Origin of the sequence: Vreelandella azerica (genome assembly GCF_013112225.1) — a bacterium.
In the GTDB taxonomy this organism is placed as follows: Bacteria; Pseudomonadota; Gammaproteobacteria; order Pseudomonadales; family Halomonadaceae; genus Vreelandella; species Vreelandella azerica.
The window spans coordinates 1-15,601 of the sequence record NZ_JABFHI010000015.1 but is presented as its reverse complement, the minus strand read 5'-3'; the positions used below and the strand labels follow the sequence as shown (position 1 = coordinate 15,601).

The window sequence follows — 15,601 nt, the reverse complement described above, 5'->3', positions numbered from 1 at the left end:
CGATGCCAGTTGGTACGACCTGATCCAAAAGCTGGCGTACAAGGCAGAAGCCCAGGGCAAGCACCTGGTCAAAATCGACCAGTGGTTTGCCAGCACCAAGACCTGTGCTGGCTGCGGCCACAAGGTCGATAAGATGCCGCTCAGCATTCGCACCTGGGATTGCCCTGGTTGCGGCACAAAAGGCATTGACCGTGACATTAACGCCGCGATCAACATTCGCCAGCAGGGCATTATCAAACTACGAGCCGAAGGACTGTCGGTTCCTGCCAACGGAGGCATGCGTAAATCCGGCCACGCGTCGGTTGCTGCCTAAGAAGTTGGAAGCCTCGCCCGTGGCGCGTCAGCGCTTAGGGTGGGGAGCAGTCACGGTAAGGTGTTGATCCAGATGGCAGCAGATTCTATGTCATCTTTGCAGCTCAACCCAGTGCGTAGAACTTGACGCAATGCTCAGTAACGCCTAAGGTTCTTCCAATATACTCATAGTACCAACAAGCAGTACTAAATGACGCTGAAACGCAAGCACGCGAAAACACTGGCCGCCATCTTTAGTCGTCCTGTTTCAGGCACCATCGCATGGAGCGACATAGAATCTCTGTTCATGGCGCTTGGTGCTGAGGTTAGTGAGCGCGAAGGCTCGCGCATTGCGGTTGTGCTGTTCGGCGAAGTGCGCGTATTTCACCGACCGCACCCATCGCCAGATACAGACAAGGGTGCCGTTGCCAGTATCCGTAAGTGGTTAAAAGAGAATGGAGAAGCCCCATGAACAACATCATGGCTATCGACGGCTATCGCGCCGTGATTCAATACGATCCAGAGGTTGAAATGTTTCGCGGCGAGTTCGTCGGACTTAACGGCGGCGCCGATTTTTACGCCGATAGTGTCTCCGATCTTCACAAGGAAGGCCGGGTATCCCTTCGCATTTTTCTTGAAGAGTGCGAGCGCCTCGGTATTCAGCCATCCAAGTCCTATTCGGGCAAGTTCCAGGTTCGCCTGCCTGCTGAAATTCACGAGCATGCAGTAGATGCTGCTACTGCTAGAGGGCAGAGTCTAAACCAGTTTGTGGCAACCGCCATCGAACATGAGATTCACACCTGACACTCCCTATACGCCCGTCGCGCTTCGCGTTCTGGACGAGGGTTTCAAGGTCACCCTCAGAACCTTCTTGCTTCCACACGCCTTCACTAGACAGCGGCTAAGCCGCTATCCCCTCCGGTCGCTCCACAGGCTAACCCCGCCAGCCCGTTCTATATAGCAAAATGTGTGTAAGCGAGTGAGTGAATGCCTGAAAGCCAGCAGTGGCGGTGACTTCGCCACGGATAGCGAAAATACACACTGTGTAGAAGCGTGTGTAATAACGGCTGCTACGGAAACTCCTTGTTTGGCAGGTGGCAACGGAGGCACCGATATCCCTGTGCCGACTGCCTAGCACGGCGACACAGGCTACACGATTTACACTACTCACTTGTGCGGTATCGCCCACTGTTCAGCGGGCTTTGTTGGCGAAAAAACACACAAATTACACACTTCAAGGTGCTATATGTATCAGCCCAGCGGTTTGTATATTCCTGGCCGCGTTGATGTCGCGGTCAATGGGGTGGCCGCACCCCTGGCAGTGCCAGTGACGTTGCGACAGCGGCAGTTTCTCAACCTTGTGGCCACAGCCATGGCACAGCTTGCTGCTGGGGAACCACTGGCTCACTTTCACCAGTTGGCGCCCCGACCAGGCGGCCTTGTATTCCAATTGCCGGACTATTAACCCGACAACCTTTCAGATATGGAAAAATGAATACAAAATATTGATTTTAAATGAATTAATAGCAGCCTATTTGATTGCCGGGTTAATAACAGCCGGAGAGCTAGGCTTCATCGACATGGTTTCGGTCATGGAACTGGTATGGGTGCTTCAGAGCTGCTATCAGGCGAGTGACTGCTCCCCACCCTAAGCGCTGACGCGCCACGGGCGAGGCTTCCAACTTCTTAGGCAGCAACCGACGCGTGGCCGGATTTACGCATGCCTCCGTTGGCAGGAACCGACAGTCCTTCGGCTCGTAGTTTGATAATGCCCTGCTGGCGAATGTTGATCGCGGCGTTAATGTCACGGTCAATGCCTTTTGTGCCGCAACCAGGGCAATCCCAGGTGCGAATGCTGAGCGGCATCTTATCGACCTTGTGGCCGCAGCCAGCACAGGTCTTGGTGCTGGCAAACCACTGGTCGATTTTGACCAGGTGCTTGCCCTGGGCTTCTGCCTTGTACGCCAGCTTTTGGATCAGGTCGTACCAACTGGCATCGGCAATGTGCTTGGCCAGCTTGCGGTTTTTCAGCATGTTTTTGACTTTCAAGGTCTCGACCACCACCGCTTGGTTATCGTCAATGAGTTGTCGAGACAGCTTGTGCTGGAAGTCAGCACGGGTATTCGCCAGACGCTCGTGCGCCTTGGCGAGCTTGAGCCGTGCTTTCGCACGGCCTTTGCTGCCTTTCTGGCAGCGGGAGAGTGCTTTCTGCTTGCGGCGTAGGTTGGCGCGCGCCTGCTTGAGGAAGCGGGGGTTGGCCGTCTTGTTACCTTCCGAGTCGATGGCCAAGTGTGTCAGCCCCATGTCCACACCCAGTACGGTGCCCACTGTTTGCAGCGATGCCGGGGCTTCCTCTCCGTCATCGACCAGCACCGAGGCGTAGTATTTGCCGGTGGTGGTGCGGGTCAAGGTAATGCTTTTCAGTGTACCTGTGATCTCACGATGAAGGCGTGCCTTGATGGGGGTGAGTTTCGGTATCTTGATATCGCCCTCACCGAGCTTGATGCCGGTGCAGTGATAGCTCGATTGTTTGCCGTGCTTGCGCTTGAACCTCGGATATCGAGCTTTTAGCTGGGGATTAAAGAAGTTCTGGAAAGCCCGATCCAGGTTAATACACGCTTGTTGCAACGCAATCGAATCGTAGTCTTTAAGCCAGGGGTATTTGCGGGACTTCTTCGCCACTGCCAGTAGCGGCTTGAGGTCTTTCTTAGCGCGGAGCTTGGTACCATGCCGTTTGTACTGTGTGCTGATGATATGCAATGCCTTGTTGTACACAAACCGCACCGCGCCAAACTGGGCGTTCAAGAACGCTGCCTGTTCAGGGGTCGGGTAGAGACGTACTTTCGTGGCTTTTAGCATGGCATGGGGCTATTAAGGCTGTATATCTATCCATAATAAACGACGAAAGGTAAAGATCAACCCCCTGCAGCGCTATCGCGCTGCCCGCTTATATCCCCGCCCGCATTGGGCGAGGGTTTACGCGCAAATTTGCTAAAAGCGAGATCGTGGATGTGCTCGAAACGTTGTTGAGAACCAAGGAATTGGTGGTCGAGCGTGCCGAGATTGTGTGGCAGGCCCTGCGCCGGTTTTCTGACTCGAAAGCTGGTTTCGCAAACTGCTTGATGCAATGCGGTCTTTATCCAGAAGCGCGTAAAACCCCTTCCTGAGTCGCGAAGCGCGAAGGGATATAAGCGCGGCACCCGGCAGGGTGCCTTGTTGGTACTTGAAATCTTACAGAAAACAGCCTATTCTGTAAATTATGCAAACCGAACGCGCCTACAAATACCGTTTTTATCCAACGCCTGAGCAGGAAATCCTGCTGGCGCGGACATTCGGGTGCGTGAGGTTTGTGTGGAATGCCGTGTTGCGCTATCGCACCGATGCCTTTTATGAGCGCCAAGAGAAAGTTGGTTACACCGATGCCAGCGCCTTTCTGACCCAGCTCAAAAAGCAACCGGATACCGCGTTTTTAGCGGAGGTCAGTTCGGTGCCATTGCAGCAATGCCTGCGCCACCAACAAACCGCTTTCAAGAATTTCTTTGCCAAGCGGGCGCGATATCCCAACTTTAAATCCAAGAAGCACCGGCAGTCAGCCACCTTTGCCAGTTCGGCATTTTCGTACCGTGATGGTCAGATCACGCTCGCCAAGTGCCGCGAGCCGCTGAACATTCGCTGGAGCCGCGAGCTACCGTCAGCGCCTAGCACCGTCACCGTGTCAAAGGACGCAGCAGGCCGCTACTTCATTAGCTGTCTGTGCAAGATAGACACTGAGGAGCTGCCGATCACGCCTAACATGACCGGTATCGACCTGGGACTAAAAGACCTGTTCGTGACCAGCGAGGGCCAGCGGGTCAACAATCCGCGTCATGCGGCACGCTATGAGAGGAAACTGGCGCGGGCACAGCGGCAATTAAGCCGTAAGCAAAAAGGCTCCAACAACCGCGCCAAGGCACGGTTAAAGGTCGCTCGTTGTCACGCCAAGATCGCTGACACGCGACTTGACCACCTGCATAAACTCACCCGCCAGATCGTTAACGAGAACCAAGTGATTGCAGCGGAGAGTTTGCAGGTGAAGAACATGGTCAAAAATCGCCATCTCTCTAAAGCCATCAGCAATGTTGGCTGGGGGAGCTGGTGCGCCAGCTTGACTACAAAGCGGCTTGGGCAGGACGCCAGTTCGTCCAGATCGACCGCTGGTACCCCAGCAGCAAACGCTGCCATGGATGCGGCTATGTACTGGAAGCGCTACCGCTTCATGTACGTGTCTGGGATTGCCCAGGCTGCGGCACCCAGGGCATAGACCGGGATATCAACGCCGCCCGCAATATCTTGCAAGCTGGCACCGCGCTATTGGCTGGCGCTGAAAACTAAAGAGGTAACTACCGAGGGGCACTCGGGAAGCGACGCCTGTGGAGTTTGTGTAAGACCGGCAATGCCAAGGCATTGAGGCAACAGACGGTGAAACAGGAACCAGGAAGGTGACGACCTGGGAATCCTCACCCTGAAGCGCGCCACCGCTGAAGGGTGGGGATGTCAAGGTGTTGGCGTCTCCATCGGGTTGCTGAAATCTGCAAAAATGCAACAACTTGAATTTCGTCAAAATGGCTGGAAAAGTGCAGAGAGGGAGTGGGGAAATGCAGTGCCTTTTTTATTAAGCTTATGATTTTAAATGTTATTAGCGATAAGCGGAGGTTTATAAAAAAGCATAACAGCAAGCATCAATCCCTGTGAACTGTCATTCCCGAGGGGATAGTCAGAAATCCACCTTGGCCCTTGCCTGTTGGTGTTTAGAGGGTAATGAGATATGTCAGTGAATTGCCTTGTGCTAAAGTAATAGTATTAATCGACAGGGAGTCATCATGAGCGATCAGAACGATAGCCTACGCGCCGATCACGATAGCCCGTGGAAGATGGCGTTGGAATCATATTTTCAAGAGTTTCTGGCACTGTTATTGGTGATTTTTCTCGCTACTGCGTAGGGAGGCATGGCGCTCGTCTGACCACAGTACCCCTGGGGCGTAGCACTTCTGGATGCACTAACCACTGCACTGTCATTCCCGAGCGGGGGTTATCGGGAATCCACCTTGACCTTTGCTGCTGCCGCCCGAAACCAGAGTCAAAATGGATGCCGAGGCTTTCGCGTTTCCATACCAATGAACCTGCTATGTTAATCTAAAAGCAATACCAAGGCTGCGCAAAGTAGGGGATGCCCATGGAACGCTTTTTCAATAACGCCGGCCCGACCAAGCCGAATAAGCACTACCACATTGACCCGCTTAGCCGCGTGGACTGGGATGATATTAAGCACCTGATTGATCAGGAGCGCTATTTTGTGCTCCACGCCCCGCGCCAAACGGGCAAAACCACCACCCTATTGACGATGATGCAGGCACTTAACGAACAGGGTGATTACGCCTGTGCTTACGCCAACATCGAAGGGGCGCAGGCAGCGCGAGGGGATGAAAGCAAAGGCATTCCCACAGTATGTAGTGCCTTGGCGCGCAGCATTGAGGATTATCTGGGTACGAAAGCGGTGAATGCCTGGTGGCATGAAACCGGCCGCTATGAGCAGCCTCAGGATCAAATAACGCAATTGTTGCGTTATTGGGCCAAGCATTCCGCACTACCAACGGTGTTATTTCTGGATGAAGTGGATGCACTGGTCGGCGATACACTCATCTCATTGTTGCGCCAGATCCGTGCCGGTTATGCCCAGCGCCCGGCGGTGTTTCCTCAGTCGATTATCCTGTGTGGCGTCCGCGATGTGCGTGACTACCGCCTTCATCAGGAAGGGGCTGAGGTAATTACCGGTGGCAGTGCCTTCAATATCAAAGCCAAGTCGCTGCGTATGGGCAATTTTACCTATGAAGAATGCGAGCAGCTGTGGTGCCAGCATACCGAAGCCACCGGGCAGCCGTTCGACTCCCGTATCTTCCCTGAACTGTGGGAAGATACCCGTGGCCAACCGTGGTTGGTCAATGCGCTTGGTTACGAGCTGACCTGGGAGTTCAAGCCCGCCCGTGAGCGCTCTTGTCTACTGACGCTGGAAGATTACCGCAGCGCGCGGGAAAAGCTGATTCAATCCCGCGCCACTCACCTGGATCAATTGACTGATAAACTGCGCGAGCCGCGGGTACAGCGGGTGATGAGCGCGCTGCTCTCCAGCGAGGAGAGCCTGGATATTCAGAATATCGCGCCGGACGATCAGCAGTATGTGGAAGACCTGGGCCTGATCGAGACCTACCCCTCGCTACGTATCAGCAACCGTATCTATCGTGAAGTAATTCCGCGAGATCTTACCTGGATCATGCAGACGCGCATCCCTAACCAGGAGCAGGTGTGGTATCTGACCCCTGAGCGCCGGCTGGATATGCCAAAACTACTGGCGGGGTTCCAGCAGTTCTTTCGTGAACACGCCGAGAGCTGGCTGGAGCGCTTTCAGTATAAGGAGGCCGGGCCGCAGCTGTTGATGCAGGCGTTTTTGCAGCGGATTATCAATGGTGGCGGGCGGATCAGCCGTGAATATGGTTTAGGGCGCAAGCGCACGGATCTGTTTATCGAGTGGCCGCTGGATGAAGCGCAGGGCTTTACCGGCCCGGTGCAGCGTGTGGTGATTGAGCTTAAGCTTCAGCACCAAAGTCGCGAGGCAGTGCTGGCTAAGGGGCTGGAACAGACCGCTGATTATGCTGATCAAGTGGGGGCAGATGAAGCCCATCTGGTGATCTTCAACCGCGATGAAAAGGTGCCGTGGGACGATAAGATCTGGCAGAGCGAGGCGCACTGCCGTGGCTGGCGAATCGGTACTTGGGGGCGTAGCCAAGGCCAACATGGATTCTGAGGCTTTCTGGATCCCAAGGCTTTCGCATTTCCATACCAATGAACCTGCTATGTTAATCTAAAAGCAATACCAAGGCTGCGCAAAGTAGGGGACGCCCATGGAACGCTTTTTCAATAACGCTGGCCCGACCAAGCCGAATAAGCACTACCACATTGACCCGCTTAGCCGCGTGGACTGGGATGATATTAAGCACCTGATTGATCAGGAGCGCTATTTTGTGCTCCACGCCCCGCGCCAGACGGGCAAGACCACCACGCTGCTGGCGATGATGAAGGCGCTTAACGAACAGGGTGATTACGCCTGCTCTTACGCCAATATTGAAGGGGCGCAGGCAGCACGCGGCGATGAAAGCAAGGGAATTCCGGCTATTTGCAGTGCCGTCGCGGGAGCACTACGTCTTTATCTAGACGATGCGCGTATGGTCGAGTGGTTCAGCCAGCATCGTGACCAGCCTGCTGAGGATCAACTCAAGCAACTGCTTGAATACTGGACGCATGTCAGTGACAAGCCGACGGTGCTGTTTCTGGATGAAGTGGATGCACTGGTGGGTGATACCCTTATCTCGTTGTTGCGCCAGATCCGTGCTGGCTATGCCCAGCGTCCGGAGGCGTTTCCGCAGTCGATTATCTTGTGTGGCGTACGCGATGTGCGTGACTACCGCCTTCATCAGGAAGGGGCTGAGGTAATTACCGGTGGCAGTGCCTTCAATATCAAAGCCAAGTCGCTGCGTATGGGCAGTTTTACCTATGAAGAATGCGAGCAGCTGTGGTGCCAGCATACCGAAGCCACCGGGCAGCCGTTCGACTCCCGTATCTTCCCTGAACTGTGGGAAGATACCCGTGGCCAACCGTGGTTGGTCAATGCGCTTGGTCACGAGCTGACCTGGGAGTTCAAGCCCGCCCGGGAGCGCTCTCGTCTACTGACACTGGAAGATTACCGCAGCGCGCGGGAAAAGCTGATTCAATCCCGCGCGACTCACCTCGATCAATTGACCGATAAGCTGCGTGAGCCGCGGGTTCAGCGGGTGATGAGCGCGCTGCTCTCCAGTGAGGAGAGCCTGGAGATTCAGAATATCGCGCCGGACGATCAGCAGTATGTGGAAGACCTGGGCCTGATCGAGACCTACCCCTCGCTACGTATCAGCAACTGTATCTATCGTGAAGTAATTCCGCGAGATCTTACCTGGATCATGCAGACGCGCATCCCTAACCAGGAGCAGGTGTGGTATCTGACCCCTGAGCGCCGGCTGGATATGCCAAAACTACTGGCGGGGTTTCAGCAGTTCTTTCGTGAACACGCCGAGAGCTGGCTGGAGCGCTTTCAGTATAAGGAAGCTGGGCCGCAGCTGTTGATGCAGGCGTTTCTGCAGCGAATCATCAATAGCGGTGGGCGTATCAGCCGTGAATATGGTTTAGGCGCAAGCGCACGGATCTGTTCATCGAGTGGCCGCTGGATGAGGCGCAGGGCTTTACCGGCCCGGTGCAGCGTGTGGTGATTGAACTTAAGCTTCAGCACCAAAGCCGCGAGGCAGTGCTGGCCAAGGGGCTGGAACAGACCGCCGACTATGCCGATCGTGGGGGGGCAGATGAAGCCCACCTAGTGATCTTCAACCGCGATGAAAAAGTGCCGTGGGACGAAAGAATATGGCAGAGCGAAGCGCATTACCATGGCTGGCATATCGGTACCTGGGGGCGTAGCACCGCACTTCTGGATGCACTAACCACCGCGCCGTCATTCCCGAATGGGTTTATCGGGAACCCACCTTGACCTTTGCTGCTGCCACCCGAAAACCAAGGTCAACATGGATGCCAAGGCTTTCGCGTTCCCATACCAACGAACCTGCTGTGTTAATCTGAAAGCGACACCAAGGCTGCGCCAAGCAGGGAATGATCATATGGAACGCTTCTTTAATAACGCTGGCCCCACTGTTCCGGCGGACCATTACCACATTGACCCACTCAGCCGTGTGGACTGGGAAGATATTGAGCACCTGATCGCGCAAAAACGCTATTTTGTGCTTCATGCCCCGCGCCAAACGGGCAAGACCACCACGTTGCTGGCGATGATGAAGGCGCTTAACGAACAGGGGATTACGCCTGCGCTTACGCCAACATTGAAGGGGCGCAGGCAGCGCGTGGGGATGAGACGCAAGGAATTCCCGCCGTTTGTAGCGCCATCGTGCGTTCTATTCGGCTGTATCTTGGTGAGGCGCCGTTGGAAGGGTGGCTTACCGCCCAACGGGGAAGCAGTCCGCAGGATCTCCTCACTCGTTTGCTGGAGGCGTGGGTGGCACTGATGGATAGACCCACGGTGCTATTTCTGGACGAAGTGGATGCATTAGTGGGCGATACGCTCATTTCTCTGCTGCGCCAGATCCGTGCTGGCTATGCCCAGCGCCCGGCGGCGTTTCCCCAGTCGATTATCCTGTGTGGCGTCCGTGATGTGCGCGATTACCGCCTTCACCAGAAAGGTGCCGAGGTGATTACCGGTGGCAGCGCTTTCAACATTAAGGCTGAATCCCTGCGTATGGGCAGTTTTACGTACGAAGAATGCGAGCAGCTTTGGTGCCAACATACGGAAGCCACTGGGCAGCCTTTCGATTCGCGGATTTTCCCTGAACTGTGGGAGGATACCCGTGGCCAGCCGTGGCTGGTCAATGCTTTGGGGTATGAGCTGACGTGGCGTTTCAAGCCAGCCCGGGAGCGTTCTCGTCTATTGACGCTGGAAGATTACCGCAGCGCACGGGAAAAGCTGATTCAATCCCGCGCCACCCACCTGGATCAACTGACCGATAAACTGCGCGAGCCGCGGGTACAGCGGGTGATGAGCGCGCTGCTCTCCAGCGAGGAGAGCCTGGATATCCAGAACATCGCGCCGGACGATCAGCAGTATGTGGAAGATCTGGGCTTGATCGAGACCACACCGTCGCTATGTATCAGCAACCGGATCTATCGCGAAGTGATTCCGCGAGACCTCACCTGGATCATGCAGACGCGCATCCCCAACCAGGAGCAGACGTGGTATCTGACCCCTGAGCATCGGCTGGATATGCCAAAACTACTGGCGGGGTTCCAGCAGTTTTTCCGTGAGCACGCTGAGAGCTGGCTGGAGCGTTTTCAGTATAAGGAGGCCGGGCCGCAGCTGTTGATGCAGGCGTTTTTGCAGCGGATTATCAATGGTGGCGGGCGGATCAGCCGTGAATATGGTTTAGGGCGCAAGCGCACGGATCTGTTTATCGAGTGGCCGCTGGATGAAACACAAGGTTTTACCGGCCCGGTGCAGCGTGTGGTGATTGAGCTTAAGCTTCAGCACCAAAGCCGCGAGGCAGTGCTGGCTAAGGGGCTGGAACAGACCGCCGACTACGCTGACCGTGTGGAGGCAGATGAAGCGCATCTGGTGATTTTCAACCGCAACGAACAGGTGCCGTGGGACGATAAGATTTGGCAGAGCGAGGCGCACTGCCATAGCTGGCATATCGGCACCTGGGGAGCGTAGTCATCGTTGGCCTAGCGCTGGGGCAGAGACCCAATCACAGGTTGCCAAAACAAAGCGACTTCTTTCCAATAACAGTCTTGTTTGCTGACTCTACGAGGTTGCTGTGTCTGATCGCACTCATGTAAATAATGCCATGGCGTTGTGTTTATCGCTACTTCCCTCCAAACCGATACTGGGCGAGTGAAGTGGACCCCAAAATTTGGACAGGTGCCTAAGCTATGATTCATCATCTCCACAAGGAGGAGAATCATGAGCAAGAAACGCAAACAATACAGCGCATCATTCAAGTCCAAAGTCGCTCTGGCCGCCATCAAGGGCGACCAGACCACATCCGAAATTGCTGCTCGTTTTCAGATCCACCCCACCATGGTCAGCACCTGGAAGCGCGACTTGCTGGAGAACGCTACCGACCTCTTCGAAGGCAAGAAGAAGGTCGGCAAGCAATCCGATGAGCCCAGCACAGACGAGCTGTACCGTGAGATTGGTCGACTGACGGTGGAACGCGATTTTTGTCGCGCAAGCTCGATCAGTAAGCCGCCAACAGCGGTTGGCAATGATCGAGCGTGGTCATCCCCAAATCAGTCTTTCACGCCAGTGCGAGCTGCTCAAGCTGAGCCGCTCATCGGTGTACTACGTCCCTCGTGAGCCATGTCAGGAGGATCTGGACCTGATGTATCTGATTGATCAGCAACACCTGGAAACGCCGTACTATGGCTCTCGCAAGATGCGTGCCCATTTGCAGCACCAGGACTATCGGGTCAATCGGAAGCGGGTGCAGAGGCTGATGCGCACCATGGGCATTCAGGCGGTGTATCCACGCCCCAGAACCAGCATTCCGGGCGACGGGCACAAGGTTTATCCGTACCTGCTCAAAGGGCTGAAAATCGACCGCCCCAACCAGGTGTGGGCAACAGATATCAGCTATATTCCGCTGGCCCGGGGCTTCATGTATCTGGTCGCCATCATCGACTGGTACAGCCGCAAGGTGCTGTCCTGGCGGGTCTCCAACACCATGGACACAGACTTTTGTGTCGATGTCCTGGAGGAGGCTCTACAGCGCCATGGAGCGCCGGAGATCTTCAATACCGATCAGGGTGTCCAGTTCACCAGTGAGGCCTTCACAAACGTTCTCAAAGATCATGGCATCCGGATCAGCATGGACGGCAAGGGCTGCTACCATGACAATATATTCGTGGAACGGCTCTGGCGCAGCGTCAAATACGAGTGTGTTTACCTTGCCGCTTTCGAGGATGGACAACACTTGAAGCAGGCGCTCCACCGGTACTTCTGGCATTACAATCAGACCCGGTACCACCAAACCCTTGATTACCAAACGCCCGATGAGGTGTACTACGGGCAACCCATATCTCTGGCAGCCTGAGTCAGGGAAACAACCGGATTATAGCTTAGGGATACCATCAGGTTGTCCAACTGATTGGGTCCACCTCAGAGTTCACGTACCTCTCCGGGCGGCACACCAAAACGTACTTTAAACGCATTATAAAACCATGACAGATTGTTAAATCCAGATCGATAAGCGACTTCCTTGACGTGAGGTGGGAATAGTGAGGGAGACGCCAGCTCATCGAAGGCGCTGGTTAGACGTTTTTCTAATAAATAGTTGGTAAAGGAAGTACCTTCATCTCTAAATAGCGAGCGGATATAACTGGTCGATACTTTATGGCGCAAAGCTAAATCATCCAGCGATAATGGAAGCCTAAAGTGAGTATTAATGTCGATTTTAAGCGCTTTAAAGCGTGCTTGTTTCAAACTGCTACGGCTGGCATGAAAGCCAACGCTTCGCTTTGCTCCGAGTGTCAGGCTAGCAAGGTCAAACAGCTGACGCGTCACTTGCAGCGTAGCCGCGTTATCAATGTCGTTAGATCTTTGCGTAAGCTCTAATGCGATACGTGTAATGTGATTAAGCGTCTCACTACGCTGTAGAAGATGGTCGTGAAGGTTGTTAGTGTTTTTCAAAAACGGCATTAATTGACTACGTGAAAATGCAACACTCAAAAACTCTACGTGGTCCCCTTGGAACTCTACGCTGCCCGATTGGTAGTTCATCACAACACGTGCTGAGCCTGGGACGCACAAAAGTGAGGGACTAGCTTCTAAGTTTGATTGCCAAGCACCGGAGCCGCCAGGGTGAATCAAAAGGTAATGTCGTCATTTCCATCGGTTACCTGTCTAGTACCACGTAATGCTTTTTCGGACAGTTTTAAAGAAAGCCTGATGCTCAGATAATGAGGTCTCCTACAACACCACGACCCGAGCACAGACTTTCATGGAAATAGTCAATACGGTCTTGCAACAGATGTCCAGCCTCAACAAGCCTCAGCGGCGTTTTCTTCTCGTCCTGCTTCCTCTGCTGGTGTGCCTGAGGGGCCGCGTCAATTTCCGTAACCTCAGTCGTTACAGTGATTATCATGAGAAGACCTTTGCGCGATGGTATCAGCGTGATGTTGACTTCACCGAGTTCAACCGTCTAAGCCTGCAATCACTCCATGAAGACACGGCCGACACGCTCATCGCCCCGCCACTGACTGCAGCTTCATCCCAAAAAGCGGTGGGCATACCGAGGGATTGGGTAAGTATTACAGCGGCGGCACAGGCAGAGCCGAAAAGGGGCTGGAAATATCGACGCTGGCCGTGGTGAACGTGACGGAAAATACGGCGTATCACCTGTCCACGCGACAAACGATAGATCGTCCCGAGAGTGAACAATCCCGTGTGGACGGCTATCTTCATCACCTCCAGCAAGATCGCGCTTCATTACCCTCTCAGGTACGTTATCTCGTGGCGGATGGCTATTACAGTAAAACCCGCTATATCCAGGGCGTCGTGGCCCTGGGATTACATCAGATCGGTAAACTGCGCCATGACGCCAATCTGCGTTGGCTGTACCGGGGAGAACAGAAACGCCGGGGGCGCAAGCGTCGTTATGACGGAAAAGTCAGCGTTGAGGACGTGAGCCGATGGACGCTTGCGGGTAACATCAATGAGACGCAGGTGTATACGGCGATCGTCAACAGTGCGCATTTCAAACGCGACTTGCGGGTGGTGTCTCTGGTCAAGCACTGTGGCGACAAGGTGAAAACCGCCTTGCTGTTTTCGACGGATACGTCGCTGGACGCCATGACATTAGTCACGTACTACAAGGCGCGTTTTCAGATTGAGTTTTTGTTTCGCGATGCCAAGCAGTTTCTGGGGCTGAACGACTGTCAGGCACGCAAGGAAAAGGCGCTGCACTTTCATTTTAACGCGTCAATGACGGCGTTGAACCTGCTCAAACTTGAAGACCGTCAATATCAGGTGGGCATTCGGCGAGTGAACTCTATCGCCCGTTGGCGCACTTTCAAAGCCAACGCCCATCTGCTGGAGCGCTTTTCTTCTTACTTAGGCCTGGACTTCAATCGTATAAAATCCCGGCCTGACTTTGACGAGATGTGCCACTACGGCGCTATTGCGTCAGCGCCAGAGCCGTTCCACGAATATATTGTCATGGTAGCAGCCCTTGCCGTCCATGCTGATCCGGATGCCATGATCTTTGAGAACGTTTGTGAAGGCCTCACTGGTGAACTGGACACCCTGATCGGTATTGAAATATCTCCGGCGCTCCATGGCGCTGTGAAGGCCTCCTCCAGGACATCGACACAAAAGTCTGTGTCCATGGTGTTGGAGACCCGCCAGGACGGCACCTTGCGGCTGTACCAGTCGATGATGGCGACCAGATACATGAAGCCGAATTGACGGAATATAGCTGATATCTGTTGCCCACACCTGGTTGGGGCGGTCGATTTTCAGCCCTTTGAGCAGGTACGGATAAACCTTGTGCCCGTCGCCCGGAATGCTGGTTCTGGGGCGTGGATACACCGCCTGAATGCCCATGGTGCGCATCAGCCTCTGCCGCCGCCGATTGACCCGATAGCCTGGTGCTGCAAATGGGCACGCACATCTTGCGAGAGCCATGGTACGGCGTTTCCAGGTGTTGCTGATCAATCAGATACATCAGGTCCAGATCCTCCTGACATGGCTCACGAGGGACGTAGTACACCGATGAGCGGCTCAGCTTGAGCAGCTCGCACTGGCGTGAAAGACTGATTTGGGGATGACCACGCTCGATCATTGCCAACCGCTGTTGGCGGCTTACTGATCGAGCTTGCGCGACAAAAAATCGCGTTCCACCGTCAGTCGACCAATCTCACGGTACCGCTCGTCTGTGCTGGGCTCATCGGATTGCTTGCCGACCTTCTTCTTGCCTTCGAAGAGGTCGGTAGCGTTCTCCAGCAAAGTCGCGCTTCAGGTGCTGACGCGGGTGGGTGGATCTGAAAACGAGCAGCAATTTCGGATGTGGTCTGGTCGCCCTTGATGGCGGCCAGAGCGACTTTGGGACGAATGATGCTGTATTGTTTGCGTTTCTTGCTCATGATTCTCCTCCTTGTGGAGATGATGAATCAGAGCTTAGGCACCTGTCCAAATTTTGGAGTCCTGCTCGCCAGTGTCGGGCTGGAGGAAACGATAACCCAACGCCAGCCGGCATTATTTACATGAGTGCGATCGTACAGCAACCTCAGTAAAGTCAGCAATGAGACTGTTATTGAAAGAAGTCGCTTCTCCCCGGGTGCGCCGGCTATGCCGCTATGATCGTCAGCCTCTGTGCGGTTAATCGCCGGATACCTTTCATCTGCCTCCACACGGTCAGCGTAGTCGGCGGTCTGTTCCGGCCCTTAGCCCGCTGCCTCGCGGCGTGCTGATAGCTCAATCGCCACGCATACGCAGGCCGGTAAGGCAATTGTGTTTCCGGCGGCCACTCGTTGCGATCGCCCGCCTGATGATGTCGCTGCTGCCTGCTGACCCGGCCTCCTACTGGCAGCCAGCCAGCTTCTCGCGCAGCACCACGAAAAACTGCTGGAACCCCGCCAGCTGTTTTGTGTCCAGCCGTGCTCGGGAGTCGAATCTGCGTCTGCTCCTGGT

The 15,601-nt window shown here is 54.7% G+C and carries 15 protein-coding genes and 4 pseudogenes; 12 read left to right on the top strand and 7 right to left on the bottom strand.

The genetic code is table 11. From position 1 onward, the window contains the following. The 3 genes from HLB35_RS16080 to HLB35_RS16070 all read left to right on the top strand — a co-directional run. Positions 1–313, top strand: a 313-nt coding sequence (locus tag HLB35_RS16080) for an RNA-guided endonuclease InsQ/TnpB family protein (RefSeq protein ID WP_171703361.1), incomplete at its 5' end; no start/stop codon positions are given. Between the two features lie 189 nt (positions 314–502). Beyond that, positions 503–763, top strand: a complete 261-nt coding sequence (locus HLB35_RS16075; RefSeq protein WP_235937293.1) for a type II toxin-antitoxin system HicA family toxin — start codon at positions 503–505, stop codon at positions 761–763. Further along, positions 760–1,095 carry a type II toxin-antitoxin system HicB family antitoxin gene (locus HLB35_RS16070; protein ID WP_171703360.1) on the top strand — a complete coding sequence of 112 codons (336 nt, stop codon included), beginning with the start codon at positions 760–762 and terminating at the stop codon, positions 1,093–1,095. Before HLB35_RS16075 ends, HLB35_RS16070 begins: the two co-directional genes overlap by 4 nt. A 430-nt stretch (positions 1,096–1,525) precedes the next feature. Here the strand turns inward: HLB35_RS16070 and HLB35_RS16065 are convergent, their stop codons facing one another. After that, positions 1,526–1,699, bottom strand: a complete 174-nt coding sequence (locus tag HLB35_RS16065; protein ID WP_422822473.1) for a zinc ribbon domain-containing protein — start codon at positions 1,697–1,699, stop codon at positions 1,526–1,528. Positions 1,700–1,977: 278 nt separating this feature from the next. Then, a complete protein-coding gene (locus tag HLB35_RS16060) occupies positions 1,978–3,150 on the bottom strand; it encodes an RNA-guided endonuclease InsQ/TnpB family protein (RefSeq protein WP_171703359.1) in 1,173 nt (390 codons plus the stop codon). A 146-nt stretch (positions 3,151–3,296) separates the two neighbouring features. Between HLB35_RS16060 and HLB35_RS16055 the strand changes: the two genes are divergently transcribed. The 5 genes and pseudogenes from HLB35_RS16055 (at position 3,297) to HLB35_RS16725 (ending at position 8,896) form a co-directional block, all read left to right on the top strand. Continuing rightward, positions 3,297–3,458, top strand: coding sequence for a PIN domain-containing protein (locus HLB35_RS16055; protein ID WP_171703358.1), 162 nt, complete (start codon positions 3,297–3,299; stop codon positions 3,456–3,458). Positions 3,459–3,550: 92 nt separating this feature from the next. Next, positions 3,551–4,662 (top strand): annotated as a pseudogene (locus tag HLB35_RS16050) (RNA-guided endonuclease InsQ/TnpB family protein). A gap of 841 nt (positions 4,663–5,503) precedes the next feature. Further along, positions 5,504–7,129: an ATP-binding protein gene (locus HLB35_RS16045; RefSeq protein ID WP_171703357.1), complete on the top strand. Its 1,626-nt coding sequence runs from the start codon at positions 5,504–5,506 to the stop codon at positions 7,127–7,129. 97 nt (positions 7,130–7,226) lie between these two features. After that, positions 7,227–8,624 (top strand): AAA family ATPase, encoded by a 1,398-nt coding sequence (locus HLB35_RS16040; protein WP_216601614.1) that lies wholly within the window; start codon positions 7,227–7,229, stop codon positions 8,622–8,624. Further along, positions 8,621–8,896, top strand: a complete 276-nt coding sequence (locus HLB35_RS16725; RefSeq protein ID WP_216601613.1) for a hypothetical protein — start codon at positions 8,621–8,623, stop codon at positions 8,894–8,896. Before HLB35_RS16040 ends, HLB35_RS16725 begins: the two co-directional genes overlap by 4 nt. On the opposite strand, the gene HLB35_RS16720 is transcribed toward HLB35_RS16725, so the two are convergent. Then, positions 8,877–9,152, bottom strand: a complete 276-nt coding sequence (locus tag HLB35_RS16720; protein WP_216601612.1) for a hypothetical protein — start codon at positions 9,150–9,152, stop codon at positions 8,877–8,879. The two genes, HLB35_RS16725 and HLB35_RS16720, sit on opposite strands and share 20 nt — an antisense overlap. Positions 9,153–9,415: 263 nt before the next feature. Between HLB35_RS16720 and HLB35_RS16035 the strand changes: the two genes are divergently transcribed. Together HLB35_RS16035 and HLB35_RS16030 are read left to right on the top strand one after the other, a co-directional pair. After that, a complete protein-coding gene (locus HLB35_RS16035) occupies positions 9,416–10,624 on the top strand; it encodes a hypothetical protein (RefSeq protein WP_216601611.1) in 1,209 nt (402 codons plus the stop codon). A 249-nt stretch (positions 10,625–10,873) separates the two neighbouring features. After that, positions 10,874–12,005 (top strand): IS3 family transposase gene (locus HLB35_RS16030; RefSeq protein WP_422822472.1). Its coding sequence is split into 2 segments (ribosomal slippage): positions 10,874–11,133 and positions 11,132–12,005, totalling 1,134 coding nucleotides; the frame shifts between segments, so codons are not numbered across the junction. A gap of 65 nt (positions 12,006–12,070) precedes the next feature. Here the strand turns inward: HLB35_RS16030 and HLB35_RS16025 are convergent. Next, positions 12,071–12,691, bottom strand: coding sequence for a helix-turn-helix transcriptional regulator (locus tag HLB35_RS16025; RefSeq protein ID WP_171703355.1), 621 nt, complete (start codon positions 12,689–12,691; stop codon positions 12,071–12,073). A 220-nt stretch (positions 12,692–12,911) separates the two neighbouring features. Between HLB35_RS16025 and HLB35_RS17735 the strand changes: the two genes are divergently transcribed. Further along, complete coding sequence (locus HLB35_RS17735; protein ID WP_171703354.1) at positions 12,912–13,283, top strand: hypothetical protein; 372 nt, start codon at positions 12,912–12,914, stop codon at positions 13,281–13,283. Further along, positions 13,181–13,852, top strand: a pseudogene (locus HLB35_RS19060) (transposase); the annotation flags it as partial. The gene HLB35_RS17735 and the pseudogene HLB35_RS19060, both read left to right, overlap by 103 nt. Positions 13,853–14,098: 246 nt before the next feature. Here HLB35_RS19060 and HLB35_RS19130 read toward each other — a convergent pair. From HLB35_RS19130 to HLB35_RS16010, 3 genes and pseudogenes are all read right to left on the bottom strand, one after another. Next, positions 14,099–14,255, bottom strand: a pseudogene (locus HLB35_RS19130) (IS3 family transposase); the annotation flags it as partial. A gap of 43 nt (positions 14,256–14,298) precedes the next feature. Further along, positions 14,299–14,364, bottom strand: a pseudogene (locus tag HLB35_RS19125) (hypothetical protein); the annotation flags it as partial. A 409-nt stretch (positions 14,365–14,773) separates the two neighbouring features. Then, positions 14,774–14,917, bottom strand: coding sequence for a hypothetical protein (locus HLB35_RS16010; protein WP_171703352.1), 144 nt, complete (start codon positions 14,915–14,917; stop codon positions 14,774–14,776). Positions 14,918–15,601: the final 684 nt, after the last annotated feature.

Excerpts from the sequence above, each read along its gene's own strand:
- HLB35_RS16075 (WP_235937293.1), top strand. The coding sequence starts at position 503 with ATGACGCTGAAACGCAAGCACGCGAAAACACTGGCCGCCATCTTTAGT.
- HLB35_RS16070 (WP_171703360.1), top strand. The coding sequence starts at position 760 with ATGAACAACATCATGGCTATCGACGGCTATCGCGCCGTGATTCAATAC.
- HLB35_RS16060 (WP_171703359.1), bottom strand. The coding sequence starts at position 3,150 with ATGCTAAAAGCCACGAAAGTACGTCTCTACCCGACCCCTGAACAGGCA.
- HLB35_RS16045 (WP_171703357.1), top strand. The coding sequence starts at position 5,504 with ATGGAACGCTTTTTCAATAACGCCGGCCCGACCAAGCCGAATAAGCAC.
- HLB35_RS16040 (WP_216601614.1), top strand. The coding sequence starts at position 7,227 with ATGGAACGCTTTTTCAATAACGCTGGCCCGACCAAGCCGAATAAGCAC.
- HLB35_RS16720 (WP_216601612.1), bottom strand. The coding sequence starts at position 9,152 with ATGAAGCACAAAATAGCGTTTTTGCGCGATCAGGTGCTCAATATCTTC.
- HLB35_RS16025 (WP_171703355.1), bottom strand. The coding sequence starts at position 12,691 with ATGAACTACCAATCGGGCAGCGTAGAGTTCCAAGGGGACCACGTAGAG.
- HLB35_RS17735 (WP_171703354.1), top strand. The coding sequence starts at position 12,912 with ATGGAAATAGTCAATACGGTCTTGCAACAGATGTCCAGCCTCAACAAG.